The 24,735-nt window shown below is 66.6% G+C and carries 21 protein-coding genes; 11 read left to right on the top strand and 10 right to left on the bottom strand.

The window, feature by feature from the left end:
- Positions 1 to 12 precede the first annotated feature (12 nt).
- Positions 13 to 1,353 carry a diguanylate cyclase gene (locus C2U58_RS10895; RefSeq protein WP_102945854.1) on the bottom strand — a complete coding sequence of 447 codons (1,341 nt, stop codon included), beginning with the start codon at positions 1,351 to 1,353 and terminating at the stop codon, positions 13 to 15.
- Positions 1,354 to 1,521: 168 nt separating this feature from the next.
- Positions 1,522 to 2,808, bottom strand: coding sequence for an FAD-binding oxidoreductase (locus C2U58_RS10890; protein ID WP_102945853.1), 1,287 nt, complete (start codon positions 2,806 to 2,808; stop codon positions 1,522 to 1,524).
- 135 nt (positions 2,809 to 2,943) lie between these two features.
- On the opposite strand from C2U58_RS10890, the gene C2U58_RS10885 reads away from it, so the two are divergent.
- Together C2U58_RS10885 and C2U58_RS10880 are read left to right on the top strand one after the other, a co-directional pair.
- On the top strand, positions 2,944 to 4,395 hold the full coding sequence (locus tag C2U58_RS10885; RefSeq protein ID WP_102945852.1) for a glutamine synthetase family protein: 1,452 nt from the start codon (positions 2,944 to 2,946) through the stop codon (positions 4,393 to 4,395).
- A gap of 133 nt (positions 4,396 to 4,528) precedes the next feature.
- Positions 4,529 to 5,632, top strand: coding sequence for a polyamine ABC transporter substrate-binding protein (locus C2U58_RS10880; RefSeq protein ID WP_102945851.1), 1,104 nt, complete (start codon positions 4,529 to 4,531; stop codon positions 5,630 to 5,632).
- 35 nt (positions 5,633 to 5,667) lie between these two features.
- On the opposite strand, the gene C2U58_RS10875 is transcribed toward C2U58_RS10880, so the two are convergent.
- A complete protein-coding gene (locus tag C2U58_RS10875) occupies positions 5,668 to 7,059 on the bottom strand; it encodes an NAD(P)-binding domain-containing protein (protein WP_102945850.1) in 1,392 nt (463 codons plus the stop codon).
- A 656-nt stretch (positions 7,060 to 7,715) separates the two neighbouring features.
- Here C2U58_RS10875 and C2U58_RS10870 point away from each other — a divergent pair.
- The 6 genes from C2U58_RS10870 (at position 7,716) to C2U58_RS10845 (ending at position 14,144) form a co-directional block, all read left to right on the top strand.
- Positions 7,716 to 8,588 (top strand): aspartyl/asparaginyl beta-hydroxylase domain-containing protein, encoded by an 873-nt coding sequence (locus C2U58_RS10870; RefSeq protein ID WP_102945849.1) that lies wholly within the window; start codon positions 7,716 to 7,718, stop codon positions 8,586 to 8,588.
- A gap of 24 nt (positions 8,589 to 8,612) precedes the next feature.
- Entirely contained in the window at positions 8,613 to 9,500 is an 888-nt protein-coding gene (locus tag C2U58_RS10865) for a DMT family transporter (protein WP_102945848.1), read from the top strand.
- 203 nt (positions 9,501 to 9,703) lie between these two features.
- Positions 9,704 to 10,837: a polyamine ABC transporter ATP-binding protein gene (potA, locus tag C2U58_RS10860; protein ID WP_102945912.1), complete on the top strand. Its 1,134-nt coding sequence runs from the start codon at positions 9,704 to 9,706 to the stop codon at positions 10,835 to 10,837.
- Positions 10,834 to 11,745 carry an ABC transporter permease subunit gene (locus C2U58_RS10855; protein ID WP_102945847.1) on the top strand — a complete coding sequence of 304 codons (912 nt, stop codon included), beginning with the start codon at positions 10,834 to 10,836 and terminating at the stop codon, positions 11,743 to 11,745. The genes potA and C2U58_RS10855 overlap by 4 nt, the downstream gene beginning before the upstream one ends.
- Complete coding sequence (locus tag C2U58_RS10850; RefSeq protein ID WP_102945846.1) at positions 11,742 to 12,587, top strand: ABC transporter permease subunit; 846 nt, start codon at positions 11,742 to 11,744, stop codon at positions 12,585 to 12,587. The genes C2U58_RS10855 and C2U58_RS10850 overlap by 4 nt, the downstream gene beginning before the upstream one ends.
- Before the next feature lie 192 nt (positions 12,588 to 12,779).
- Positions 12,780 to 14,144: an NAD-dependent succinate-semialdehyde dehydrogenase gene (locus C2U58_RS10845; RefSeq protein WP_102945845.1), complete on the top strand. Its 1,365-nt coding sequence runs from the start codon at positions 12,780 to 12,782 to the stop codon at positions 14,142 to 14,144.
- A gap of 109 nt (positions 14,145 to 14,253) precedes the next feature.
- Here C2U58_RS10845 and C2U58_RS10840 read toward each other — a convergent pair whose 3' ends face one another.
- The 6 genes from C2U58_RS10840 to C2U58_RS10815 all read right to left on the bottom strand — a co-directional run bounded on the left by C2U58_RS10840 (position 14,254) and on the right by C2U58_RS10815 (position 19,651).
- Positions 14,254 to 15,252 (bottom strand): magnesium and cobalt transport protein CorA, encoded by a 999-nt coding sequence (locus tag C2U58_RS10840; RefSeq protein WP_102945844.1) that lies wholly within the window; start codon positions 15,250 to 15,252, stop codon positions 14,254 to 14,256.
- Between the two features lie 6 nt (positions 15,253 to 15,258).
- Entirely contained in the window at positions 15,259 to 16,467 is a 1,209-nt protein-coding gene (locus C2U58_RS10835; protein WP_102945843.1) for a DUF4105 domain-containing protein, read from the bottom strand.
- 8 nt (positions 16,468 to 16,475) lie between these two features.
- Positions 16,476 to 17,357: a transporter associated domain-containing protein gene (locus tag C2U58_RS10830; RefSeq protein ID WP_102945842.1), complete on the bottom strand. Its 882-nt coding sequence runs from the start codon at positions 17,355 to 17,357 to the stop codon at positions 16,476 to 16,478.
- 64 nt (positions 17,358 to 17,421) lie between these two features.
- Entirely contained in the window at positions 17,422 to 18,081 is a 660-nt protein-coding gene (locus C2U58_RS10825; protein ID WP_253256703.1) for a hypothetical protein, read from the bottom strand.
- Between the two features lie 4 nt (positions 18,082 to 18,085).
- Entirely contained in the window at positions 18,086 to 18,571 is a 486-nt protein-coding gene (ybeY, locus tag C2U58_RS10820; RefSeq protein ID WP_102945841.1) for an rRNA maturation RNase YbeY, read from the bottom strand.
- A 99-nt stretch (positions 18,572 to 18,670) separates the two neighbouring features.
- Positions 18,671 to 19,651, bottom strand: coding sequence for a PhoH family protein (locus tag C2U58_RS10815; RefSeq protein ID WP_102945840.1), 981 nt, complete (start codon positions 19,649 to 19,651; stop codon positions 18,671 to 18,673).
- A 407-nt stretch (positions 19,652 to 20,058) separates the two neighbouring features.
- Between C2U58_RS10815 and C2U58_RS10810 the strand changes: the two genes are divergently transcribed.
- Genes C2U58_RS10810 through C2U58_RS10800 form a run of 3 tightly spaced genes read left to right on the top strand, consistent with a single transcriptional unit; the run spans position 20,059 to position 23,128 of the window.
- Positions 20,059 to 21,033 carry an HlyD family efflux transporter periplasmic adaptor subunit gene (locus tag C2U58_RS10810; RefSeq protein ID WP_102945839.1) on the top strand — a complete coding sequence of 325 codons (975 nt, stop codon included), beginning with the start codon at positions 20,059 to 20,061 and terminating at the stop codon, positions 21,031 to 21,033.
- A 47-nt stretch (positions 21,034 to 21,080) separates the two neighbouring features.
- Positions 21,081 to 22,016, top strand: a complete 936-nt coding sequence (locus tag C2U58_RS10805; RefSeq protein WP_102945910.1) for an ABC transporter ATP-binding protein — start codon at positions 21,081 to 21,083, stop codon at positions 22,014 to 22,016.
- A complete protein-coding gene (locus C2U58_RS10800; protein WP_102945838.1) occupies positions 22,013 to 23,128 on the top strand; it encodes an ABC transporter permease in 1,116 nt (371 codons plus the stop codon). Before C2U58_RS10805 ends, C2U58_RS10800 begins: the two co-directional genes overlap by 4 nt.
- Here C2U58_RS10800 and miaB read toward each other — a convergent pair whose 3' ends face one another.
- A complete protein-coding gene (miaB, locus tag C2U58_RS10795; protein WP_102945837.1) occupies positions 23,129 to 24,577 on the bottom strand; it encodes a tRNA (N6-isopentenyl adenosine(37)-C2)-methylthiotransferase MiaB in 1,449 nt (482 codons plus the stop codon).
- Between the last annotated feature and the right edge of the window lie 158 nt (positions 24,578 to 24,735).

The raw sequence follows: 24,735 nt of genomic DNA, 5'->3' as shown, positions 1-24,735 counted from the left end.
CGTTGATCTGGATCAAAGCACCAGTGCGGGTTCGCGCGTCGCCGTGGCCACGCCCGTGCTGCAGACCCGGTTGCGGCCAGCGGCCTTGGCCAGGTAGAGCTGGCGGTCCGCTTCGGAAATCAGCCCATGCAGCGCGTCGCCAGCCGGGCGCAGGCAGCACACGCCGATGCTGACGGTCATGCGCAGGATAGTGTGGCCAAGGTCGACTTCCAGCGCGGCGATGCGCTGGCGCAGGATCTCGAAATAATCGATGGCCTCATCTTCCTCCAGCCCCGGAACAAGCAGGCAGAACTCTTCGCCGCCGAACCGCGCGATCAGGTCCTGGTCGCGCGCGTGGTCGGCCACGGCGGCCGCGACCGCGCGCAGCGCATCGTCGCCGGCTTCATGGCCGTGGGTGTCGTTGATGTGTTTGAAGTGGTCGATGTCGATCATCGCCACGGCGACCTGCTCGCCCTTCAGCTCCAGTTTCGGCAACTGGCGCTGGCTCTGCTCCAGGAAACAGCGACGGTTCGGCAGCCCGGTGAGGAAGTCGCGCGTGGCCAGGTCCTGCAGGGTGCCGATCAGCTCCAGCTGGTCCACGTTCTGCGAGACGCGGCAGAAGAATTCCTCGCGCGAAAAGGGCTTGCGCAGAAAGTCGTTCGCGCCGTTCTTGAGGAAGCGCGGGATCAGCGAGGGGTCGGTGTTGCCGGAAATGCCGATCACCGCGACCTTGTCGCGCGAGCGCAGGGTGCGCAGGCGACGGGTGAACTCCACGCCCTCCATGCCCGGCATTTCCTGGTCCACCACCGCCAATCGGATCGCCGGGTGCGCTTCGATGGCCTTGAGGCCTTCGGCACCGTCGGCGGCCTCGTAGACCTCGTGGCCGTACATGCGCAGCAGGGAGGCCGCGTAGAGCCGTGCGGACATCGAGTCGTCCACCACCAGCGCGGCGATCCGGCGGTTGCGGTCCAGCCGCTGCACCAGCCACACCAGGTAGTCCACGCTGCCCGGCGTATTCTTCAGCACGTAATCGATGATCTGCTGCTGCAGCACGCGCTTGCGCAGGTCCTCGTCGTACACGCTGCTGACCACCACTGTGCGCAGCCCGCGCGACAGGAAGAAGTCCACCACGTGGTCGCGGTCGCCGTCGGCCAGCACCAGCCCGGTCAGCACCAGGAACCAGCCCTTCTCTTCGTCCAGCAGGCGCCCGGCCTCGGCCAGGCTGGTCGCCACCGACACCGGCAGCTCCAGCCGCTGCTCGATGGCCTCCTTGAGCATGCTGGTGAACGTGCGCGAGTTCTCGACCAGCAGAATCCGCTGAGGCAGGTCTTCCCCGGGGGCGCTGTCCAAAGCGCCCTGAAACAGTGCCGGCATGTTGCGTACGCTCGAATCCGAGAGGGTCGGAAGTAATAGCGGCGCCTTCACGCCGGACTTTAGGGGCAATCTTCGGATCTGTGAGGTGGGTGTCGTTGGGAAAAAGCGGCCTGTCACATTCCCAGCGGCCATGAGCGTATCCGTAGCGCCGGGCTCTGCCCGGCGGCTTCACCCAATCACGTCCCGCAGCTTGTACCAGGACATCGCCGCCACCAGCAGCGGGGTGCGCAGCAGCTTTCCGCCCGGGAAGCGCTTGTGCGGAATGCGTTCGAATACGTCCAGGCGCTCGTTCTGCCCTGCAATCGCCTCGGCGATCACGTCGCCGGCCAGGCCGGTGGCGGCGACACCATGGCCGGAAAAACCCTGTGCGAAGTACACGTTCGGGGTCAGCCGGCCCCAGTGCGGGGCGCGGTTGCGGGTGATGTCCACGTAGCCGCCCCACACCTGCTCCATGCCCACGTCGGCCAGCTGTGGGAACACCTGGTGCATGCGCCGGGTCATCACCCCCCGCAGGTTGGGCGGCGGCAGCGCCGAATAGCTGGCGCGGCCGCCGAACAGCAGGCGGTGGTCGGCGCTGAGCTTGAAGTAGTCCAGCGCCCAGCTCACGTCGGCCACGGCCATGTCGTTGCGGATCAATGTGCGGGCGCGCGCTTCGCCCAGCGGGGCGCTGGCGCCGATGTAGGTGCCCACCGGCATGATCCGGCTTTCCAGCTCCGGCGCGATGCCCTGCAGCCAGGCATTGCCGGCAATCACCACCTGGTTGGCCGTGAGCGTGCCGTGCGCGGTACGCAGCTGCGGGCGGGCGCCGCGCACCAGCGCCTGCACGGGGCTTGCTTCATGGATCACCACGCCCAGGCTTTCGGCCGCACGCGCCAGCCCCAGCGCATACGCCAGCGGGTGCAGGTGGCCGCTGGCCGCATCGAACATCGCGCCCCGGTAGCGCGGGCTGTCCAGCTGGCCACGCAGCTGCTGCCGGTCCCACCACTGCAGCGGATAGTCGTAGCGTTCCACCAGCGCCTGCATGCCCTGGCGCAGTCCACGCTCCTGGCGCGCATTGATCGGCACGCTGGCGTGGCCGTCGCGCCAGTCGCAGGCGATGGCGTAATGCTGCAGGCGGTGGCGCAGCAGGGCCATGCCCTCGCGTGAAAAATCGAACAGGCGGCGTGCGTCGGGGTGGCCGACCAGGTGTTCCAGCGTGTCCACCTCGCAGCCGTAGCCGACGATGGCTTGGCCGCCGTTGCGACCGGATGCGCCCCAGCCGACCCGGTGGGCTTCCAGCACCGTTACCCGGTAGCCGCGCTCGGCGAGCGAAAGCGCGGCCGACAACCCGGTGTAGCCCGCGCCGAGCACGCAGACATCGGTGGCTTGGTCGCCGCGCAGCGGCGCCCGCAACGGCTGGGCCGGCAGGCTTTCGGCATACCAGCTGGGCGCGTGGGCCAGGCCGGCCTGGCTCATCGGCGGCACCGGGGAACAGGGGAAAGGGCAACGCTCATGGGGCACAGCATGCCAGCAACCGGTGTTCACGGCAGGTGCGCCCGTCGTGACGTGGTTGGTTGCGCCCGTGCAGGGGGCAGGGGTAACGTGCCCGGCATGACCACTCGAACGCGCTCGCGCAAAGCCACGTCCCCGTCGCGCAAGGCCGCTGCGCCTTCGCGCAAGGCGCCGTCCCGCAAGGCCGCGCCCAAGCCGGTGGCCGAAGAGAGCGCGCTGCTCCGCTGGCTCAAGGAGCGCCACATCACCGAGGTGGAGTGCCTGGTGCCGGACATCACCGGCAACGCGCGCGGCAAGATCATCCCGGCCGACAAGTTTTCGCATGACTACGGCACGCGCCTGCCCGAGGGGGTTTTCGCCACCACGGTGACCGGCGAGTACCCCGACGATTACTACGAGCTGACCTCGCCGTCGGACTCGGACATGATCCTGCGCCCGGACCCGGACACCGTGCGCATGGTGCCGTGGGCCACCGACCCCACCGCACAGATCATCCACGACTGCTACACGAAGCACGGCGAGCCGCACGAGCTGGCCCCGCGCAACGTGCTGCGCCGGGTGCTGGACGCCTATGCCGAGCTGGGCCTGCGCCCGGTGGTCGCACCGGAACTGGAATTCTTCCTGGTGCAGAAGAACACCGACCCGGACTTCCCGCTGCTGCCGCCGGCCGGTCGCTCCGGCCGCCCGGAAACGGCGCGGCAGTCGTATTCGATCGACGCGGTCAACGAATTCGACCCGATCCTCGACCTGATGTACGACTACTGCGACGCGATGAAGCTGGACGTGGACACGCTCATCCACGAATCCGGTGCGGCGCAGCTGGAGGTCAACTTCACCCACGCCAATGCGATGGACCTGGCCGACCAGGTGTTCCTGTTCAAGCGCACCATGCGCGAGTCGGCGATGCGGCACGGGGTGTACGCCACCTTCCTGGCCAAGCCGATGGAAACCGAGCCGGGCAGTGCCATGCACATCCACCAGAGCCTGGTGCGGATCAGCGATGGCCACAACGTGTTCAGTGGCGATACCGGCGGCGAGGAATTCAGCCCGCTGTTCGGGCATTACCTGGCCGGGCTGCAGAAGTACGTGCCGGCGGCGATGGCATTCTTCGCCCCGAACGTGAATTCCTACCGGCGGCTGGTGTTCGGCGAGGTTTCCCCGAGCAACGTGCACTGGGGTTTCGACAACCGCACCTGCGGCCTGCGGGTGCCGATGGATACGCCGGAAAACATGCGGGTGGAAAGTCGCTTCGCCGGTTCCGACGCCAACCCCTACCTGGCCTTTGCCGCCACCCTGGCCGCCGGCCTGCTGGGCATCCGCGAGCGGGGCTCGCCGACCGCGCCGGTCAGCGGCAGCGCCAAGGAGCTCGGCTACGAGCTGCCGCGCTCGCTGGGCGAGGCGCTGGACGGGCTGGAAGGGTGCCCGGAGCTGCGCGAGATGCTGGGCGAGCGCTTCTGCCGGGCCTACGTGTCGGTCAAGCGCAAGGAATACGAGACCTTCTTCCGGGTGATCAGCTCCTGGGAGCGCGAGTTCCTGCTGCTGAACGTGTAACCGGCCGAGCCGCCCGATCAGGCATGGCCGGGCGGGCGCCGTGCTGGGAAAATGGCCAGTTGCCCGTTAGGCTGGCACCGTCGTGCCGGTCTGGCCGGTTCCCCCACCTCGCTCCTGACCTGTGGAGAGTCCGATGAAGCTGCGTATCCTCACCCTCGGCATTGCCGTCACCCTGCTCAGCGCCTGCGGTGGCGCCAAACAGGACGACAGCAAAGTGCTGAACGTCTACAACTACAGCGACTACATCGCTGAAGAGACCATCCCGAACTTCGAGACGGCCACCGGCATCAAGGTGACCTATGACGTGTTCGACAGCGACGAGATGGTGGAAACCAAGCTGCTCGCCGGTGGCAGCGGCTACGACGTGGTGGTGCCGACGCTGAACTTCTTCGGCCGCCAGATCCAGGCCGGGGTGTTCCTGCCGCTGGACAAGAGCAGGATCCCGAACCTGGCCAATCTCGACCCGGAGATGATGAAGCGCATCGCGCAGCAGGATCCGGACAACAAGTACGGCGTGCCGTACATGATCGGCACCACCGGCATCGGCTACAACGTGGAGATGCTCAAGGAGCGCTTCGGCGGCAGCACCGAGATCGCCAACAGCTGGGACCTGATCTTCAAGCCGGAAAACATCGCGAAGATGAAGGACTGCGGGATCACGATCCTGGATACCCCGGCCGACATGATCCCGATCGCGCTGCATTACCTGGGCGAAGACCCGCACAGCCATGATCCGGCGGTGATCCAGAAGGCGGCCGACCTGCTCAAGAGCATCCGGCCGTACGTGCAGAACTTCCACTCCTCGCAGTACGTCGGGTCGCTGGCCAATGGCGGCACCTGCCTGGTGGTGGGCTGGTCGGGCGACATCATCCAGGCCCGCGACCGCGCGGCCGAGGCGGCCAACGGCGTGACCGTGGCCTACTCGATCCCGAAGGAAGGCGCACCGCAGTGGTTCGACATGCTGGCCATTCCCAAGGACGCCAAGCATCCGGAAGCGGCCTACGCCTTCATCAACTACCTGCTCGACCCGAAGGTCGCGGCGGCCAACACCAACTTCATCCACTACGCCAACCCGGTGAGCGTGGCCACCCCGCTGGTGGACGAAGCGATCCGCAACGACCCGACCATCTACCCGCCGGCCGAGGTCGCCGCGAAGATGTTCACCTATTCGATCAACCCGCCGGAAGTGGACAAGCTGTACACCCGGTTGTGGACCGAGGTGAAGACCGGTCGCTGATAGCCGGCATTGCGTGGGACACGCGTGGCGTGTCGCTACGTTGACGGTTCCCGCGTAGTGACACGCCATGCGTGTCCTGCGCGGTGGCTGGCGAGGTGGGCCTGGATGTGCGGCAGCAACGCTTCGGCGTCGCGGCCGCCGTTGCACAGGTAGCTGGAACTGACCCGCTGCAGGTTGTACAGGCCGACGAAAAACAGGCCCTGTTGCGATGACACCCCGTACTCGCCCAGCGGGTAGCCGCGGGTGTCGAACACGTTGTCCAGCTCCAGCCACGACCAGTCCGGCGCGAATCCCGTCGCCAGCAGCACCGAGCGAATGCCTTCCGCTTCAAGATCCAGCACGTCGCGCGCGTGCTCAGGCTCCCAGTCCAGGTAGACCTCTTCGGGCAGGTAGCGCGCATCATCGGTGCGCGCTTCCACCGCACCGGCGAAATGCGCATCGGCCACCGCATGCAGGCGCTGGTACTCCACCCGCGTGGCCGCGATCGCGTCGCGCACCTGCGGGCGCACATCGTTGAACCGCGCCACCTGGCCCTGCAGTGACTGCAGCCGGCCCAGCAGCACCACCCCCTGCCGATGCATCGAGAGCAGGCTGATCGAGCTGCCTTTGCCCTGTTCGCCCTTGCCCGACACCAGCGGAAATTCGGCGTTGCGCGCGCTGCGCAATGCCCCCGGCACCCCGGCCAGTACCGCCGGATGCTGGCTCACATGCCGGTGGATCAGCCCCGACTGGATCCACCAGTCCAGCGAATCCCGACCGCGCAGCCGGCGCAGGTTCATCGCCCGCGAGGCGATCGACCAGTAAACGTTGCGCCCGGCCGCGCGCAGGTCCTGGGCGATCTGCGCGCCGGACTGCCCACCGCCCACCACCAGCACACCGCCCTCGGGCAGCTGTCCGGCGTGCCTGTAGTCGCCTGAGTGCAGTACCGAAAGCCCGCGGCAGGGCACGAACGGCACCCGCGGCAACTGCGGCCGCCGGTACTCGCCGGTCGCCACCACCACCGCCCGTGCCCGCAGCGGGCCCTTTCGGGTTTCGATCCGGTACCCGCCCGCATCGTGCGTGACCCGGCGCACCGGGCATTGCTCGATCACCGGCAGCGCCTGCTCACCGGCATAGCGGCCCAGCAGCGCGACCACCTCATCGCCGGTGGCGAATCCCTCCGGGTCGTTTCCGGTATAGACATATCCGGGCAGCGCCGTCGTCGCATTGGGCGTGTTGGTCTGGAACGAGTCCCAGCGGCGCCGCCAGGCGCAGCCCACGGTCTCCGCTTCCAGGACCAGGTGGCGCACGCCGGCACGCACCAGGGTCGCGCTGACCGCGAGTCCGGACTGGCCGGCCCCGATCACCACCACCTCCCATGGAACGGCCCCGTCGTCATCGGCCACGTTGAATGCTTCATCGGGTGCCCACCGGGTGTGCTGCAGCATGCGTCGTTCTCCCTGTTCGATCCTTGGATGACCGGGGAATGTCGTGGTCGCTGGCGAAACGGGTCAACGCGGGGAGAACCAGAATGTGATGCCGCCAGCCCTTCTGCGGATCGGAGCCGCGCAGGTGTGTCCCCGGTCAACATCCCGCGTTTTCCCGCATGTTCCGTGATCGGAAACGTCACCCGCTCCAACGTTTTTGGACCCTTCCATCAGCCGCTGTAGGGGCAGCAGGTCAAGGGGGTGTATCCACATGTTCGAGAAAGGTGCAGAAGTCGACCTCCCAGTGACGTGACCTGCTCGCTCGAAAGACTCCTGGGGAATGGTTTGTGCTGTCGACTTCGTCTGGCAGCTTGCCAGGGACGGCGCAGCGCGAGTTCCGGTGTTCTACGCTGTCGAAGTAGGGGGTGTCTGACGGACGACCAGTCGCCAGGCGGTTAGCGTCATGTGTTGGTGTGCTGAGACGGAGGGTCGTGCCCTGGATTTGCGAACCGCATCTCCTTGCGAACAGGAACGGCTGCACAGAAATGATCGAATGCATTGGATGAGTGCAATTGCGATCCTTGAGGTGAGGTTGATCATGGTAGAAATCGCCCCGCTGCTCTGGTCAATATTTGATAGTGCAGTGAGCCGCCATCTACGTTACAGGATCAAAGATTATGACCTCACGCATCATTGGCAAGATCAACTTGGATTCGTACGACTTCAGTACGGACGTAGCGTTTCTGAACGCCGTTGAGAAAAGTCCGGAGGAATACGACGAATTCGCTTTCGGGTACTGGAAGAACCTATCGCTCTATAACGGGTCCGGGCGAACTGATGACACGCAGTACCGCAATTGCGACGTTGCGAAGCCCACTGAGTACATGAGTGGATGTCCGTCGATCGCCAGGATGCTCTCCGACAACTTTGATCTATCGTTGGTCAAGATGGTTCGTGCCAGGAATTTGATCTCAGGTCTCGTCATTCCGCATCGAGACTTTGTAGAGCTCGATCCCAATGTTTCCTACTTCCGCGTCTTCATTCCGATTGAGTTGAACCTAAATGCTTATCACTCGGATGAGTCCGGAGTGTTCCAGATGAAGCCGGGGGAGGTCTGGTTCCTGGATGCAGCGGTCAGCCATGCAGCCGTGAACTTCTCGAGCGAGAGCAGGATGTTCATCTGTCTCGACTTCGCTTTCGATGGCGCGTTCGCAGAGGACGAAATTTTCGCCGCATCTGCGCAGGTTGCGAGCAGCTCCCGCGACATCCACGTGCTGAGGCCCAGCCTGCCGTCGAATACTCTGAGTGAGATGCTTGATACCTTCACACATGGCATTGATGCCGGCGCCATAAAACAGCAGATTCTTGAAGCTGCGAAGGTCCACTTTCGATTCAACGTCCCAATTGAATCCTGCTATGACTGGCTGATCAAGGCAGCGTTGGCGTCCCCAGTTGCGAGTGCCGATGTTGCCGAGCGGCTCAGGGGGATGAAGAGATATCTCCTGGAGGCCCGTGGCATGAATGAACGTTTCTCCCTCGATTCGCAGTGAGTTGCTGTGGATAGGTCGAACGTCATGCTGAAGCTTGCGCCGTTTGCGTTCCTCGTAACGTGGGGCAGCGGCGCTGTGTTCGTGAAGCTGGGACTTGAAGAAGTGTCAGTCTGGCCATTCCTGGCGGTCAGGGCCGTGGGGGCCTTTCTGGTGCTCACCGCAGTCTGCATTTTTGCATTCAGGGGGCAGATTGCTGCCAGGCTGTTCGGATACCCTGCCGCGGTTCTAGGGAAGATATTGGCGGCTGGTGTTCTTCTGCAGGTCGCTTATCAAGGCGCCTTCTTTCTTGCCATCAGTGAGGGAATGTCTCCGGGCTTGTTGGCCATCATTCTTGGACTTCAGCCCATTCTTGCTTCGCTGATCGGCCGGGAGGATGCCGGCGTCAAGGGGTATCTGCTTCTGGCTTGCGGATTCCTGGGCCTGGCCGTTTCAGTTGCAGGATCACGTGAGATCGGCGGGCTGGGCTTTTCAGGTGCAGCGTTCGGTGTCCTGTCCGTCGCTTCGATCAGCGCAGGTTCTGTCCTCCAGCAGCGCGTTACCGTACACCCGCTGGCGTCCTCGTTTCACCAAAGCTTGGTTGCAGCTGTGGTTTTTCTGGTTGTGATGCTGTTCACTGATGCTCTTTGGGCGCCGGGGGCGAAATTCGTGCTGGCTGCCTCGTGGATGATCGTCGTGGTTTCCACGGGCGCAACACTGCTTCTGCTCTACATGCTCAAGCATGATTCTGCGGGCAAGGTCGGATCATTGTTCTACTTGGTACCCGCCGTGGCGCTTGCATTTGACTACTTGATGTTCGGGCAGAGCGTGTCCTTGATGACAGTGGCGGGCGCTCTTCTTGTAGTGACTTCGATCATTCTCTATCGCAGGCATCAAACAGGAGCGAGCTCGGTCAAACGGACGTCAAGGGGCTGACCCGGACCGCCAGCGGCTCGATCGGCGGTGCGCCTGGGTCCGGGACGTTCACACAGGTTCAGCGGGTGACCGGCTAGGGTTTGCCAGGGGGGCCGGGAGGGGCAAGGTAGGTGCTCGTTGCCCCGATCCGGTATCGCAGCTGTCGCCAACGGTCGCTAAAATGGCCCATTCCCCACCTGATGCCGCTCCCGGAGCCGCTGCCCATGCCATTTGAAGCCAAGCCGGAAGGTGAGGTCGTCCCGGTCCTGGAGCCGGGCTATCTGTCCATCCGCGCGCTGCGCAAGGAATTCGACGGCTTCGTCGCGGTCGACGACGTCAACCTGGACGTGCGCAAGGGCGAGATTTTCGCCCTGCTGGGCGGGTCGGGCAGCGGCAAGTCGACCCTGCTGCGCTGCCTGGGCGGCTTCGAGACCCCCACCGCCGGCAGCATCCAGCTGGACGGCCAGCGCATCGACGCGCTGCCGCCGTACCAGCGGCCGATCAACATGATGTTCCAGTCCTATGCGCTGTTCCCGCACATGACCGTGGAGCAGAACATCGCCTTCGGCCTGAAGCAGGACGGGCTGGCCCGCGACGCCATCCAGCGCCGGGTCGGCGAAATGCTGGAGCTGGTGCAGCTGCAGAAGCTGGCCAAGCGCAAACCGCACCAGCTGTCCGGCGGCCAGCAGCAGCGCGTGGCGCTGGCGCGCTCGCTGGCCAAGGGGCCCAAGCTGCTGCTGCTGGACGAGCCGATGGGCGCGCTGGACAAGAAGCTGCGCTCGCAGATGCAGCTTGAGCTGGTCAACATCATCGAAACCTCGGGCGTGACCTGCGTGATGGTCACCCACGACCAGGAAGAAGCGATGACCATGGCCACCCGCATCGCGGTCATGGACGCCGGCTGGATCCAGCAGGTGGGCAAACCGGACGAGATCTATGAGCAGCCGGCCAACCGCTTCGTGGCCGGCTTCATCGGCTCGGTCAACCTGTTCGAAGGGGTGATCGACGAAGACCTGCCCGAGTACGTGACCGTGCGCACCCCGCTGTTCCCGGCCCCGATCTACGTCGCGCACGGCATCACCTGCTACGAAGGGCAGGAGGTGGCGTTCGCGCTGCGCCCGGAGAAGGTGATGATCGGCAAGGACGAACCGGCCGGGGACACCAACAAGGCGCAGGGCGTTATCGAAGAGATCGCCTACTTCGGCAGCCACTCGGTCTACCACGTGCGGCTGCCCAGCGGCGCCAAGGTGCTGTCCAACTTCGCCAATTCGCAGCGCTGGGCCAGCGACGGCCTGACCTGGGGCGACAGCGTCTGGGTGCACTGGCGCGACAACGACGGCGTGGTGCTCACCGCATGAACGCCACCGGCTGGAAGCGCTGGCTCCCGGGTACGCGCAGCGGCGTGATCGCCGCGCCCTACCTGTGGCTGCTGCTGTTCTTCGCGGTGCCGTTCGTGATCATCCTGATGATCTCGTTCGCCCGCACCCAGGTCGGCTCGCCGCCGTACACCTGGCTGCTGGAATACGTGGACGGTGCGTTCTCGCTCAAGCTGCACCTGGGCAACTACGCGGCGCTGGTGAAGGACAGCCAGTACGCGCTGGCCTACCTGAGCTCGATCAAGATCGCGGTGATCGCCACGCTGTTCACGCTGCTGATCGGCTACCCGATGGCGTACGTGATCTCGCGGATGTCGCCGGCCGCGCGCAACGTGGCGATGATGCTGGTGGTGCTGCCGTCGTGGACCTCGTTCCTGATCCGCGTATACGCGTGGATCGGCATCCTCGACCGCAACGGCCTGCTCAACCAGCTGCTGCTGAAGATCGGCCTGATCGACGCGCCGCTGCAGATCCTGTACACACCCACCGCCGCGTACATCGGCATCGTGTACTGCTACCTGCCGTTCATGGTGCTGCCGCTGTATGCCAACCTGGTCAAGCTGGACAACCGCCTGCTGGAGGCGGCCTACGACCTCGGCGCCAAGCCGTGGCAGGCGTTCCTGCGCATCACGCTGCCGCTGTCGCGCACCGGCATCATCGCCGGCTGCATGCTGGTGATGATTCCGGCGGTGGGTGAGTTCGTCATTCCGGAAATGCTCGGCGGGCCGGACACGCTGATGATCGGCCGCGTGCTGTGGGGCGAGTTCTTCAACAACCGCGATTGGCCGACCGCCTCGGCGGTGGCGATCGTGATGCTGGCCCTGCTGCTGGTCCCGATCCTGCTGTTCAACCGGGTGCAGCAGCGTGAGCTGGAAGGGAAGCTGGCATGAGCATGGTGCGCCGCAGCCGCTGGCTGGGCTGGACGGTCCTCGGGCTGGGCTTTGCCTTCCTGTACCTGCCGATCCTGCTGTTGATGATCTACTCGTTCAACGCCTCCAAGCTGGCCACGGTGTGGTCCGGCTTCTCCACGCGCTGGTACGGCGAGCTGTTCAACAACCGGCAGATCCTCGACGCGCTGTGGATCAGCCTGAAGGTGGCGTTCTGGACCGCCAGCGCGGCCACCGTGCTGGGCACCATGGCCGCCATGGTGATGACCCGCTTCAAGCGCTTCCCCGGCAAGACCATGTTCGGGGCGCTGATCACCGCGCCGCTGGTGATGCCCGAAGTGATCCTGGGTTTCTCGCTGATGACGCTTTTGGTGGCGATGGGCGGCATTCCCGGCTTCCCCAGCCGCGGGGTCGGCAGCATCTGGATTGCGCACGTGACCTTCACGCTGTCCTTCGTGACGGTGATCGTGTCCTCGCGCCTGCAGGAGCTGGACCGTTCGCTGGAAGAGGCGGCGATGGATCTGGGGGCGAGCCGGCTGAAGGTGTTCTTCCAGATCACCCTGCCGATCATCGCACCGGCGCTGGTGGCCGGCTGGCTGCTCGCCTTCACGCTGTCGCTGGACGACGTGGTGATCGCCAGCTTCGTGGCGGGGCCGAATTCGACCACCCTGCCGATGAAGGTGTTCGCCTCGGTGCGCATGGGCATCAAGCCGGAGATCAACGCGCTGGCCACGCTGATGGTGCTGGCGGTGTCGGTGGCGGCGGTGGTGGGCTGGTTCATCACCTCGCGCAGCGAGAAGCGCCGCCAGCGCGACATGCAGATGGCGTTGCAGGACCCCGCGTGATTCCTGCCGGGCAGAGCCCGGCACTACCGAGGACGCGGCATCACGTACGGGGTCGACCTCGTAGCGCCGGGCTCTGCCCGGCCGCCGTTCGCGACGCTGTGTCGCACCTGCGGAACGTGCTTCGCCAGTTCCAGCAACATCCGGCTCACAAGGGCAGGCGCACACTGGTGCCCTGTCTTTCGGAGCACCGCGATGACCGTCGAAATCGTCAACCCCGCCACTGGCCTGGTGACCTACCGCCATGAACTGCTGAAGGCTGCCGAGGTCGAACAGCGCCTGGCCGCCGCCGCCGGGGCCTTCCCGCAGTGGGCGGCACAGACGCTGCAGGCGCGCGGCACGATCCTGCGCGGCATCGCCGCCCAGCTGCGCGCGCGCAAAGACGACATCCAGCACGCCATGACCACCGAGATGGGCAAGCTCAAGGGCGAGGCGCTGGCCGAGGTGGAGAAGTGCGCGCAGGCCTGCGAGTACTACGCCGACCACGCCGCCGACTACCTCAAGCCGCAGCTGATCGATACTGAAGCCCAGCGCAGCTACGTGCGCTACGAGCCGATCGGCTGCGTGTTCGCGGTGATGCCCTGGAACTTCCCGATCTGGCAGGTGTTCCGCTTCCTCGCTCCGGCATTCATGGCCGGCAACGTGGCATTGCTCAAGCACGCCAGCAACGTGCCGCAGTGCGCCGACCTGATCCTGGCGGTGTGCCGCGACGGCGGCTTGCCAGACGGCGTGTTCGATGTGCTGCACATCGACAACGACCAGGCTGCCGAGGTGCTGCGCGACAAGCGGGTCAAGGCGGTCACCCTGACCGGCAGCGAGCGGGCAGGGCGCTCGATCGCGGCCAATGCCGGCGACCAGCTCAAGAAGTGCGTGATGGAACTGGGCGGCAGCGACGCCTTCGTGGTGCTGGACGACGCCGACCTGGACAAGACAGTGGCCGCCGCGGTGAAGTCGCGCTTCGACAACAGCGGCCAGACCTGCATCGCGGCCAAGCGGTTCATCGTGGTCGACGCGATTGCCGACGCTTTCGTGAAGAAATTCGTCGCGGCCGCGGCGGCACGCGTGTACGGCGACCCGCAGGACGAAAAAACCACCCTGGCGCCGATGGCGCGTGCCGACCTGCGCGAGGAACTGCACAAGCAGGTCCAAGCCAGCGTTGCGGCGGGGGCCACGGTGCTGCTTGGTGGCGAACCGGTGCCCGGCACCCACGCCGGCTACCCGGCCACGATCCTGGACAACGTAGTGCCGGGCATGCCGGCCTATGACGAGGAGCTGTTCGGCCCGGTCGCGGCGATCCTGCGCGTGCGCGACGACGCCGACGCGCTGCGGGTGGCCAACGACACCACCTTCGGGCTGGGCGGCAGCGTGTGGAGTGGCGACCCGGTGCGTGGTGAAGGCATCGCAAAGCGCCTGGAATGCGGCGCCGCGTTCGTCAACGCCATCGTCAAGAGCGACGTACGCCTGCCGTTCGGCGGCAGCAAGCGCTCAGGGTTCGGTCGCGAACTGGCCGACCATGGCATCCATGAGTTCATGAACATCAAGACGGTTTACGTCGCCTGACGGATTGCGTCGCGAGGCATGGCATCGCCTGGGTCGGCCAACGGCCGACGCTACCGAGGGGTGGGCGTGTTTCCACGAGTAGCGCCGGCCGTTGGCCGGCCCAGGCGGTCTACAACCACTTCGCCCGCTTGAACAACCAATACAACCCGACACACACCGCCCCAACCCCGACGATCATCGCCGGATACGCCCACGACTTGTCCAGCTCCGGCATGTGCGCGAAATTCATGCCATACCAGCTGGTGATCAACGTAGGCGCGGCCAACAACGCCGCCCAGGCACCCAACCGCTTCACCGTCTCGCCCTGCGCCAGCGTCACCAGCGACAGGTTCACGTTGAGCGCCGTGCCCAGCATCTCGCGCAGGGTGTCGATCACATCGCTGATCCGCACCGCATGGTCGTGCACGTCGCGGATGTACAGCTTGACTTCGTCGGGGATCAGCTCGCCAGGGTAGCGGCGCAGCTGCGCCAGCACGTCCTGCAGCGGCGCCACCGCCATCCGCATCTTGTTGAGTTCGCGCTTGAGCTCATACAGGCGCACCACGGTGCTGCGCTGGTAGCTGTCGGCGAAGATGTCCTTCTCCAGCGAATCCAGCGTGTCGCGGAAGTCGGTGGTGATCGGCAGGTAGTTGTCGACCACGAAATCCAGCACGCCGTACAGGCAGTACGAGGCGCCCATGGTCAGCAGCTGCGGTTCGCGCTCGACCCGCGCCCGCACCGGCGCATACGACAACGAGGCGCCATGGCGCACCGTGACCAGGAAGCGGGGGCCGAGGAACGCATGGGTTTCGCCATACTCGATGCGGTCGTGCACCCGCTGCGCGGTGGTGACCACCACGAACAGCGTATTGCCGTAGGCCTCCACCTTCGGGCGCTGGTGCGCGTTGCGGGCATCGTCGATGGCCAGGTCGTGCAGGCAGAACTCTTCCTGCAGCTTGAGCAGCACCGAATCGGCCGGGTCGTACAGGCCGACCCACACGAACCCATTGTTGCTCGCGATCACATCGCTGATGTCATCCAGCGCGATGTCGTGGCGCTTGCCCTGGTCGTCGTAGTGCACGCAGTTGATGACGCAGGTGGGATTGGCAGTGCTTTCCATGGACGACATCCTGCGTCAGCGACCCGTGACAGCCAGGTCACGACGGCCCAGCACCCACGCCAGCGCCACATGAACCGGCAGCAGCAGCACGATCCATTGCAGGTTGATCTGCGGCTGCAGGGTCAGCCAGTGCAGCACCAGCCCGAGCGCGGACAGCGCCGCCACCGCCCACAGCAGCACCCGGAACCACGCGCGCGGGGTGCGCCCGCGCAGCAGGGTGATCGCGCCCGGCAGCAGCAGCAGGCACAGCGGCGATAGCTGCAGCAGGTTGCGGTTGGCCCAGGCGGCATGGTGCGCGCTGAAGCCCCACAGGAAGGTCAGCAGCGCGCCGGCAATGCCGCAGAACAGCCACAGCGGCAGGGCCAGCCCACCGAGCAGGCGCGGCCGGCGACGCAGCGCGACCACGCCGGCAGCCAGCACCAGCCCGCACAGCAGCCACGGCCACCAGCGGCGCGCGAACTCGGCCGGCTCCGGTGCGATCCGGTGCGGCAGCAGTTCCTGTTCGGACTGCACCAGCGGGCGACCTTCGCTGTTGCGTACTTCGCGCAGGGCCGCAGCCAGGCGCATCGGCACGAACGCTTCCTGCCAGCGCGACAGCGGCTGGTCGGCGAACGGGCCCAGGCCGATGTCGAAGCCCAGCCACATCCACGGCGCCGGCGAGGCCAGCCGCACCGATTCGCTGCGGTAGGTGTTGCCGCGCGAGCGGCCGGACAGCTGCGAATGCAGTCCGCCGCCGAGCGCACCATCGATCGCATCGCGGACCATGGTGGCGCAGTTGGCGGTGTAGTAGTCGTAGCGGTAGCGCGCGTTTTCAGGCTTGGCGCGTTCGGCGAGCGAAGCGGCGAGGGTACGCGCCTGCTCCGGACTGAGGTCCAGCCACTGCAGGTTGGCGCCGCGGCCGCTCTCCTGGTAGTACGACAGGTCCTGCTCCAGCGGCAGCGCCACCAGGTAGTACATCATGTCGCCGCGGATGAAGCGGCTGATGAAATCCGGTTCGCCGGGATCGAAGTAGCCGAAGTTGTACGAGGTGGCCCCGCCCGTGACCGGGTCGACCACCACGATGGCGTCATGCCCGAAGCGCTCGAAGAAGATCGAGCCGGGCTGCATGGTGACGATGCCGATCCGCGGCGGTGGCGTTTCGGCCACCGCAAACGACGACAGGCTGGCCAGCACCAGCAGGAACAACAGGCGGCACAACGGCCACCGCATCAGCAGGGGCCGCATGGCGTGGGTCAATCCTCGATGGAGATGTCGGGCGGCAGCACGGTCACGTGGAACGCCTGCACGCGGCGCGCGTCGGCACGGGCCACCCGGAAAACGAAGCGGTCCAGGGTGAGCTCATCGCCGGTTTCGGGCAGGTGCCCGATCGCCTCGGTGACCAGGCCACCGATGGTGTCGTAGTCGTCGTCGGAGAACCCGGCGCCGAAGCGCTCGTTGAAGTCCTCGATCGGGGTCAGCGCGTCGACCACGTACTGGCCGTCGGCCTGGATCGCGATCTGCGCGGTGTGGTCCTCGGCCTCGTCGTGCTCGTCGTCGATCTCGCCGACGATCTGCTCCAGCACGTCCTCGATGGTGACCAGTCCGGCAACGCCGCCGTACTCGTCGACCACGATCGCCATGTGGTTGCGCGACAGGCGGAATTCCTTGAGCAGCACGTTGAGCTTCTTGGCCTCGGGGATCAGCACCGCCGGGCGCAGCAGCTCGCGCACGTTGGCCGGCCCGTTGTCGGCGACCACGCCGCGCAGCAGGTCCTTGGCCAGCAGCACGCCCAGGATGTCGTCCTTGTTGTCGCCGTGCACCGGGAAGCGCGAATGGCCGGATTCGACCACCTGCTTCATCAGTTCCAGGAAGGGGGCTTCTACCGGCAGCGAGACCATCTGCGAACGCGAGATCATCACGTCGCCTACGGTGAGCTCGGCCACCGAGATCGCGCCTTCCATCATCCGCAGGGTGTCGGCGGCAACCAGGCCGTCGTCGTGCGCGGTGTGCAGGACCGCCACCAGCTCGTCGCGGGTGTGGGGTTCGCCGGAGAAGGCAGAGGTCAGGCGTTCCAGCCAGCTGCGCTTCTTTTCATTTTGCTCCGGGAGGGAGCTACTACTGTCGTCTTCAGACATCTCTGCAAAAAAGGCACCCGGCGAGCCGGGCGTTGGGGCCAATATAGCAGGATGCGGGCCGCTGTCAGCGCTGGTCCACCGGGGTGTTCACGGACGGGGGCAGGGTCCCGGTCGGCGCGGCAGGGGTCTCCGCAGGCGTCGGCGCCTGCTCGTCCTCGGCCGGCAGGTCCAGGCTGTAGGTGCAGCCGGCCAGGGTCTTGCCCGGGTGGGTCTTGACCGTGGACACGCTGAGGATGATGGACTCGATCATCGGCTCCCCGGTGCGCGGATCGGTCACGTCGCGGGCGACCACTTCGCGGCCGGCCATGAATTTGTCCGGATTGTCCACGCCGTCCTCCAGCGCCAGCGCCTTTGCGAGCGGGCGCGGGTCGGCCACGTCCAGGATCGCCATGATGCTGGGGCCGGACACAGTCAGGTACTCCACGCGCTGGCCGAACACCGTGATCGGGCTGGCGAGGCGATACTCGCTCATGAACTGGTTGGTCTGCGGCAGCGGTGCCAGGCCGTTGGCCACCGCCTTGAGCGGGTCGGCCACCACGCCGGCCACGGCGTCATAGTCGGCCACGCGCTGGCGGCATTCGATCAGGGCGGCCAGGTCCAGGCGTGGCGTCGTGCTGGCGGACACCTCGGGGGCGGGCGCCTGCGGAGCTGCCTTTACCGGGGAGGAGGCCAGTACGGCGGCCAAGATCATCGGGCCCAGGCAGGCGGTGCGCAGCAGCGTCATGGACTCAGCGCTCGCCGGCATAGGGGTCGGCGATGCCGAGGTCGGCCAGGATCTCGCGCTCCAGCTGCTCCATCGCCTCGGCTTCCTTGTCGTCCTCATGGTCCCAGCCGAGGAGGTGCAGCGCACCGTGCACGGTCAGGTGCGCGTAGTGCGCATTGAGCGCCTTGCCCTGTTCGACCGCCTCGCTGGCCACCACCGGGGCGCAGATCACCAGATCGCCCAGCAAAGGGAACTTGACCCCCTTGGGCAGGCCTTCGGGCAGTTCCGCCGGGAAGCTCAACACGTTGGTGGCGTAGTCCTTGCCCCGGTAATGCCGGTTCAGCGACTGGCCTTCCTTCGCGTCCACCACCCGGATCGCCAGGTCGGCTTCACGGATGCGGCCCTTCAGCGCGGCGGCCACCCACTTGCGGAAGCTCACCGCCGACGGCAACCCGGCCCGGGGCAGGGCATAGCTGACGGCAACATCGAGGCGGACGGGGCCCTTGGTCATGGCAGATTCCGGTGTTTCACGACAGAAGACGCCCATTATTACGCGCACGCGTCCACCCGCGGTAGAGCCACGCCCTGCGTGGCTGCGCCGCCGGATGCTTCACGCGTCCGGCTTGACCTGCTGCAGATCGCGCCGGTCGTACGCGCCCACGATCCGCGCCACCAGCGGGTGGCGCACCACGTCGCGCGCTTCGAAGAAGGTGAAGCTCACCCCGTCCACGTCGCGCAGCACCTCGACTGCGTCGCGCAGGCCGGACTTCACGTGCTTGGGCAGGTCGGTCTGGGTCAGGTCGCCGGTCACCACGGCGGTGGAGCCGAAGCCCAGCCGGGTCAGGAACATCTTCATCTGTTCCACGGTGGTGTTCTGCGCTTCGTCCAGGATCACGTAGGCATCGTTGAGGGTGCGCCCGCGCATGTAGGCCAGCGGCGCGATCTCGATGACGTTCTTCTCCAGCAGCTTTACCACTTTCTCCACGCCCAGCATTTCGTACAGCGCGTCGTACAGCGGGCGCAGGTACGGGTCGACCTTCTGGCTCAGGTCGCCGGGCAGGAAGCCCAGCTTCTCGCCGGCCTCCACCGCCGGGCGCACCAGGATCAGCCGCTGCACGCGCGATTCGTTGAGCGCGTCGACCGCGCTGGCCACGGCCAGGAAGGTCTTGCCGGTGCCGGCCGGGCCGATGCCGAAGTTGATGTCATGGGTGGCGATCTGGTGCAGGTAACGCGCCTGGTTGGCGCCACGCCCGCGCACCGTGCCGCGCTTGACCTTGATCGCCACGTCCTGCGCTTCGTAGCTGCGCTCGACCAGCTGCTCGACATTGGCCTGGTTGAGCCGCAGGTGGATGGCGTGGCTGTCGAAGGTGGTGTCGGCGGCCTCCACGTACAGCGCTTCGATCAGCGCCTGCGCCTCTTCGGCCACCGCCTTCGGCCCGGTCACCCGGAACACATGGCCGCGGTTGGCGATCTCGACGCCCAGTTTCAGTTCGATCTGGCGCAGGTGTTCGTCGAACGGGCCGGCCAGGTTGGCCAGGCGCTCGTTGTCTTCAGGGGCCAGGGTGAAATCGCGGTGTGCCAGTGCGGTCATTGCGTCCGGCGGCCGCAGTCGCAACGACCGTGCCGCGTAATGAAAGGGGACAGACAGGGTAGCGCGCCCCCGGTGACGGCCGCTACACGCCCGAACTTCTCCACACCCACTGTGCAACAGCGCATCAGCAACCTGTGGATAGCTCCCCGCGAACCTACTCCCGCAACGCCCGCCACCCCATGGTCAAAAAATGGACACAACCGCCCGGGTTTTCCACACCGCTTGTGGGCCGCTGCTGGAGAAACATGTGGATAACCCCGCACACCCCAGCAACCGCAAGGGTCACGAAAGCGTGATCATTTAGTGACCATCGTCCACGCCGCAGTGATCGACATGACCCGTCCTTCACGTAGGCATGCGCAAGGTGATGACTTCACCACCGCCCTGACCGCGCCCGGGATCCGCCGATGCCTGCAGCCCGCTACCTGCCCCTGCGAGGACTCCTGCTGGCGGTTGCCGGGTGCGCGCTGTCCGGCTGCAAACCCACCCCGCCCGCCGCACTCGGCACCCTCGAATGGGACCGCATCACCGTACCGGCACCGGCCGCCGAAACCATCGTCGGCATCGGCGTGCGCGAAGGCCAGCAGGTCGCGGCCGGCGCCGCGCTGCTGCAGCTGGAACCGATCCGCACCGCCGCCCAGCTGCAGGCGCTGGAGGCGCAGGCCAGTCAGGCCGGGCAGGCCCTGCGGGAACTGCGCGATGGGCCCCGCCGCGAAGACATCGACCAGGCCCGCGCCACGCTCGCGTCCGCCCGCGCCGAGGCGGTGGACGCCTCGGCGTACTACCGTCGCCTGCAGCCGCTGGGTCGCCAGCAGCTGGTCGCCGCGTCCGACGTGGACCGCGCCCGCGCCGCAGCGGGCAGCGCGCAGGGTGCAGTGCGCGCGGCAGAGCAGGCGCTGTTGGCGCTGGAGCACGGCACCCGTGTCGAGCAGGTCGCGCAGGGCGAAGCCGCGTTGCAGGCCGCGCAGGCGCAGGCGGCCGCACAGGCGGTGACTCTGCGCAAGCTCGACCTGGTAGCGCCGCGCGCCGGCCGGGTCGACGCGCTGCCCTACAAGCTGGGCGACCAGGCGCCGGTCGGTGCGCCGCTGGTGGTGCTGCTGGTCGGCGAACGCCCGTATGCGCGGGTCTACCTGCCCGAACCCCTGCGGCTGAAGGTCCGGGTCGGGCAGGCCGCGCAGGTGCACCTGCAGGGCCGCGACGGCGCATTGCCGGGTCGCGTGCGCAGCATCCGCAGCGATCCGACCTTTACGCCTTACTACGCGCTCAGTGGCGAGGACGTCTCGCGACTGAGCTGGCTGGCCGAGATCGAACTGGACCCTGCCGACGGCAGGGCGCCCTTGGCGGATCTCCCCGCAGGCGCGCCGGTACGGGTCGAGTTTTGAGCGCCACCGCGCCCGGCAAGGCAGCTGACGATACCCAGCCGCTGGCCATCCGCGCACGCGGCCTGACCAAGCGTTTCGGCAGCCTGGCGGCGGTCGACCATGTCGACCTCAGCGTGCCGCGCGCCAACGTCTACGGATTCCTCGGCCCGAACGGCTCGGGCAAGTCGACCACCATCCGCATGCTGTGCGGCCTGCTCACGCCCACCGAAGGCGAGATCGAGGTGCTGGGCCTGCGCATTCCCGAACAGGCCGAAGCACTGCGCCGTCGCATCGGCTACATGACCCAGCGCTTTTCGCTGTTCGAAGACCTCACCGTGCGCGAGAACCTGGAGTTCCTGGCCGCCGTGCAGGACATCCCGCGTGCCAAGGCCGCGCAGCGGATCGACGCGCTGCTGCAGCAGTACCGGTTCGAGGACCGCCAGAAGCAGCTGGCCGGCACCATGAGCGGCGGCCAGAAGCAGCGGCTGGCCCTGGCCGGGGCGGTCATCCACGAGCCCGAGCTGCTGTTCCTGGACGAACCGACCAGCGCGGTCGACCCGGAGTCGCGACGCGATTTCTGGGAAAAACTCTTCGACCTGGCCGACGCCGGCACCACGCTGCTGGTCTCCACGCACTACATGGACGAGGCCGAACGCTGCCATCGGCTGGCCATCCTTGATCGTGGCGTGCTGGTCGCCGACGGCAGCCCGGCCGAGCTGACTGCGGCATTGCAGGGGCGCACCCTGGAAGTGCATGCCGCGCAGCCGCGGCAGGCGCAGCGTGCGCTGGCCGGCCTGCCGGGCGTGCTCAGCGTGGCCCAGATCGGCAACACCCTGCGCGTGCTGCTCGACAGCGGCGATGACGCGCAGCCGCGCCTGCAGCAGGCTCTGCGCGAGGACGGGCAGGGCGCGGAGGTGGTGCGCAGCGAACCCAACCTGGAAGACGTGTTCGTCTCGGCCACGCGCGGCCGCGAGGCACCGGCTGACGCCGAGGCCACGCGATGAACCTGCGCCGGCTGTGGGCGATCGTGCTCAAGGAACTGCGTCAGATGCGCCGCGACCGCATCACCCTGGCCATGATCGTCGGCATTCCGGTGATGCAGCTGGTGTTGTTCGGGTACGCGATCAACCTCAACCTGCGCAACCTGGACACCGGCATCGCCGACCAGGCCGGCACCTCGGCCTCGCGCGCGCTGCTGATGGACATGGTCGCCACCGGCGTGATCACGCCGACCCTGCACGTGGACACGCCCGAACAGCTGATGACCGCGCTGCGGCGCGGGCAGGTCAGCCTGGGCATTGTGATTCCGCCGGATTTCGAGCGCCGTCGCTTCGACGGCCGCGAAGCGGTGCAGGTGCTGGTGGACGGCAGCGATACCGTGGTGCAGAGCGCGGCGGTGCAGCTGGCGCAGGTGCCGCTGGATACCCAGCCGCTGCGCAATGACCGGCCGCTGCGTGCCGGCGCGGCGGGGTCTGCGGGGCAGATCAGCGTGGTGGCCTTCTACAACCCGGAGCGGCGCTCGGCGATCAACATCGTGCCGGGGCTGATCGGGATCATCCTGACCATGACCATGGTGATGTTCACCGCCGTGGCGATCGTGCGCGAACGCGAGCGCGGCAACATGGAACTGCTTATTGCCACACCGTTGAGCAGCAGCGAGCTGATGGTGGGCAAGGTGCTGCCGTACGCGGCGATCGGGCTGATCCAGACCACGCTGGTGCTGCTGCTGGGGATGTGGCTGTTCCAGGTGCCGGTGCGCGGCAGCGTGCTGGACGTCTACCTGGCGGCGGTGCTGTTGATCGCGGCGAACCTGTCGCTTGGCCTGCTGATCTCGACCAAGGCGCAGTCGCAGTTCCAGGCCATGCAGATGACGATGTTCGTGTTCCTGCCATCGATCCTGCTGTCCGGCTTCATGTTCCCGTTCGCCGGCATGCCGCGCGTCGTGCAGTGGGTGGCGGAGATCCTGCCGCTCACCCATTTCCTGCGCCTGGTGCGCGGCATCATGCTGCGCGGCGCACGCTGGTGGGAGCTATGGCCGGAAGTGCTGGCGCTGCTGGCCTTCATCGTGGTGATGATGACGCTGGCGATTCTGCGGTTCCGCAAGCGATTGGATTGATCAGGCGACCACCAGCCGCCCGCGCAGCGAATTGCTGTACGCCTCGGTGATTTCCACGTCGACCAATTGCCCGACCAACCGCGCCTGGCCCGGGAAATTCACCGAGCGCATGTTCTCGGTCTTGCCGGTCAGCTCGTCTGCATTGCGGCGCGAGGGGCCTTCCACCAGCACCGTCTGCACCGTGCCGACCATCGCCTGCGAAATGGCCGCGGCCTGCTCGTTGATGCGCGCCTGCAGGCGCGACAGGCGTGCATGCTTCTCGGCGTCGGTGATCGTATCTTCCAGGTCCGCCGCCGGGGTGCCGGGGCGACGCGAATAGATGAAGGAGAAGCTCTGGTCGAAGCCCACGTCTTCGATCAGCTTCATGGTCTTCTCGAAGTCCGCCTCGGTTTCACCGGGGAAGCCCACGATGAAGTCCGAACTGATCGAAATGTCCGGGCGCACCGCACGGAGCTTGCGGATCTTCGCCTTGAACTCCAGCGCGGTGTAGCCGCGCTTCATCGCCGACAGCACGCGGTCGCTGCCGGCCTGCACCGGCAGGTGCAGGAAGTTGGCCAGCTGCGGCACGTCGCGGTAGGCATCCACCAGCGAGTCGCTGAACTCCAGCGGGTGCGAAGTGGTGAAGCGGATCCGGTCCACGCCGTCGATCTCGGCGATGGTGCGGATCAGCAGCCCGAGGTCGGCGAGCTCGCCGTCGCCGTACGGACCGCGATAGGCGTTGACGTTCTGGCCCAGCAGGTTGATCTCGCGCACGCCCTGTGCGGCCAGCTGTGCCACTTCCACCACCACGTCCTCGAACGGGCGGCTGACTTCGGTGCCACGGGTGTAGGGCACCACGCAGAACGAGCAGTATTTGGAGCAGCCTTCCATGATCGAGACGAAGGCCGAGCCACCCTCGGCGCGCGGTTCGGGCAGGCGGTCGAACTTTTCGATTTCCGGGAAGCTGATGTCGACCTGCGATTTCCCCGATTCGCGGCGCTGGCGGATCAGTTCCGGCAGGCGGTGCAGGGTCTGCGGGCCGAACACCAGGTCCACGTGCGGGGCGCGCTTGATGATCGCCTCGCCTTCCTGCGAGGCCACGCAGCCCCCCACCCCGATGATCACGCCACGGCCGTTGTTCTTCAGCGCCTTCCAGTAGCCGAGCTGGCTGAACACCTTCTCCTGCGCCTTCTCGCGGATCGAGCAGGTGTTCATCAGCAGCACGTCGGCCTCGGCCGGGTCGTCGGTCAGCTCCAGGCCTTCTTCTGCGGCAAGCACGTCGGCCATCTTGGTCGAGTCGTACTCGTTCATCTGGCATCCGTGGGTCTTGATGTACAGCTTGCCGCGCACCGGGCCGGCCACCTGCGGGCGGGCGCCGGGCAGGGGCAGCAGGTCGGGGCGGGGCGAATCGGTGGCAGGCACGGTGGTGCCGGCCGAGGTCGGCAGGGTCGAAGCTGGCGTCCCGGTCATGGCGCTTATTCCAGTCGGGTGGGCGGGCGCGCGGCCCTGGGTGGGGCGGCGGAATGGGCGGGCATTGTACCGGTTCCGGGGCCGGGCCCCCGGGCAGAACGTGACGCGGTATGTGAATGTCGCGTCAAACCCTTGGCAAGGGCCCGCGAAACGGAGAC

Source organism: Stenotrophomonas sp. VV52 (assembly GCF_002893095.1).
Lineage (GTDB): Bacteria > Pseudomonadota > Gammaproteobacteria > Xanthomonadales > Xanthomonadaceae > Stenotrophomonas > Stenotrophomonas aracearum.
This window is presented reverse-complemented; position numbering and strand designations above follow the sequence as displayed.

Bases quoted from the DNA above. Each gene is read 5' to 3' on its own strand.
- potA (WP_102945912.1), top strand. From the start codon at position 9,704: ATGCCATTTGAAGCCAAGCCGGAAGGTGAGGTCGTCCCGGTCCTGGAG.
- C2U58_RS10830 (WP_102945842.1), bottom strand. From the start codon at position 17,357: ATGTCTGAAGACGACAGTAGTAGCTCCCTCCCGGAGCAAAATGAAAAG.
- C2U58_RS10865 (WP_102945848.1), top strand. From the start codon at position 8,613: ATGCTGAAGCTTGCGCCGTTTGCGTTCCTCGTAACGTGGGGCAGCGGC.
- C2U58_RS10895 (WP_102945854.1), bottom strand. From the start codon at position 1,353: ATGCCGGCACTGTTTCAGGGCGCTTTGGACAGCGCCCCCGGGGAAGAC.
- ybeY (WP_102945841.1), bottom strand. From the start codon at position 18,571: ATGACCAAGGGCCCCGTCCGCCTCGATGTTGCCGTCAGCTATGCCCTG.
- C2U58_RS10835 (WP_102945843.1), bottom strand. From the start codon at position 16,467: ATGCGGCCCCTGCTGATGCGGTGGCCGTTGTGCCGCCTGTTGTTCCTG.
- C2U58_RS10890 (WP_102945853.1), bottom strand. From the start codon at position 2,808: ATGAGCCAGGCCGGCCTGGCCCACGCGCCCAGCTGGTATGCCGAAAGC.
- C2U58_RS10810 (WP_102945839.1), top strand. From the start codon at position 20,059: ATGCCTGCAGCCCGCTACCTGCCCCTGCGAGGACTCCTGCTGGCGGTT.
- C2U58_RS10880 (WP_102945851.1), top strand. From the start codon at position 4,529: ATGAAGCTGCGTATCCTCACCCTCGGCATTGCCGTCACCCTGCTCAGC.
- C2U58_RS10800 (WP_102945838.1), top strand. From the start codon at position 22,013: ATGAACCTGCGCCGGCTGTGGGCGATCGTGCTCAAGGAACTGCGTCAG.
- C2U58_RS10870 (WP_102945849.1), top strand. From the start codon at position 7,716: ATGACCTCACGCATCATTGGCAAGATCAACTTGGATTCGTACGACTTC.
- C2U58_RS10815 (WP_102945840.1), bottom strand. From the start codon at position 19,651: ATGACCGCACTGGCACACCGCGATTTCACCCTGGCCCCTGAAGACAAC.
- C2U58_RS10825 (WP_253256703.1), bottom strand. From the start codon at position 18,081: ATGACGCTGCTGCGCACCGCCTGCCTGGGCCCGATGATCTTGGCCGCC.
- C2U58_RS10840 (WP_102945844.1), bottom strand. From the start codon at position 15,252: ATGTCGTCCATGGAAAGCACTGCCAATCCCACCTGCGTCATCAACTGC.
- C2U58_RS10885 (WP_102945852.1), top strand. From the start codon at position 2,944: ATGACCACTCGAACGCGCTCGCGCAAAGCCACGTCCCCGTCGCGCAAG.
- C2U58_RS10855 (WP_102945847.1), top strand. From the start codon at position 10,834: ATGAACGCCACCGGCTGGAAGCGCTGGCTCCCGGGTACGCGCAGCGGC.
- miaB (WP_102945837.1), bottom strand. From the start codon at position 24,577: ATGACCGGGACGCCAGCTTCGACCCTGCCGACCTCGGCCGGCACCACC.
- C2U58_RS10845 (WP_102945845.1), top strand. From the start codon at position 12,780: ATGACCGTCGAAATCGTCAACCCCGCCACTGGCCTGGTGACCTACCGC.
- C2U58_RS10850 (WP_102945846.1), top strand. From the start codon at position 11,742: ATGAGCATGGTGCGCCGCAGCCGCTGGCTGGGCTGGACGGTCCTCGGG.
- C2U58_RS10875 (WP_102945850.1), bottom strand. From the start codon at position 7,059: ATGCTGCAGCACACCCGGTGGGCACCCGATGAAGCATTCAACGTGGCC.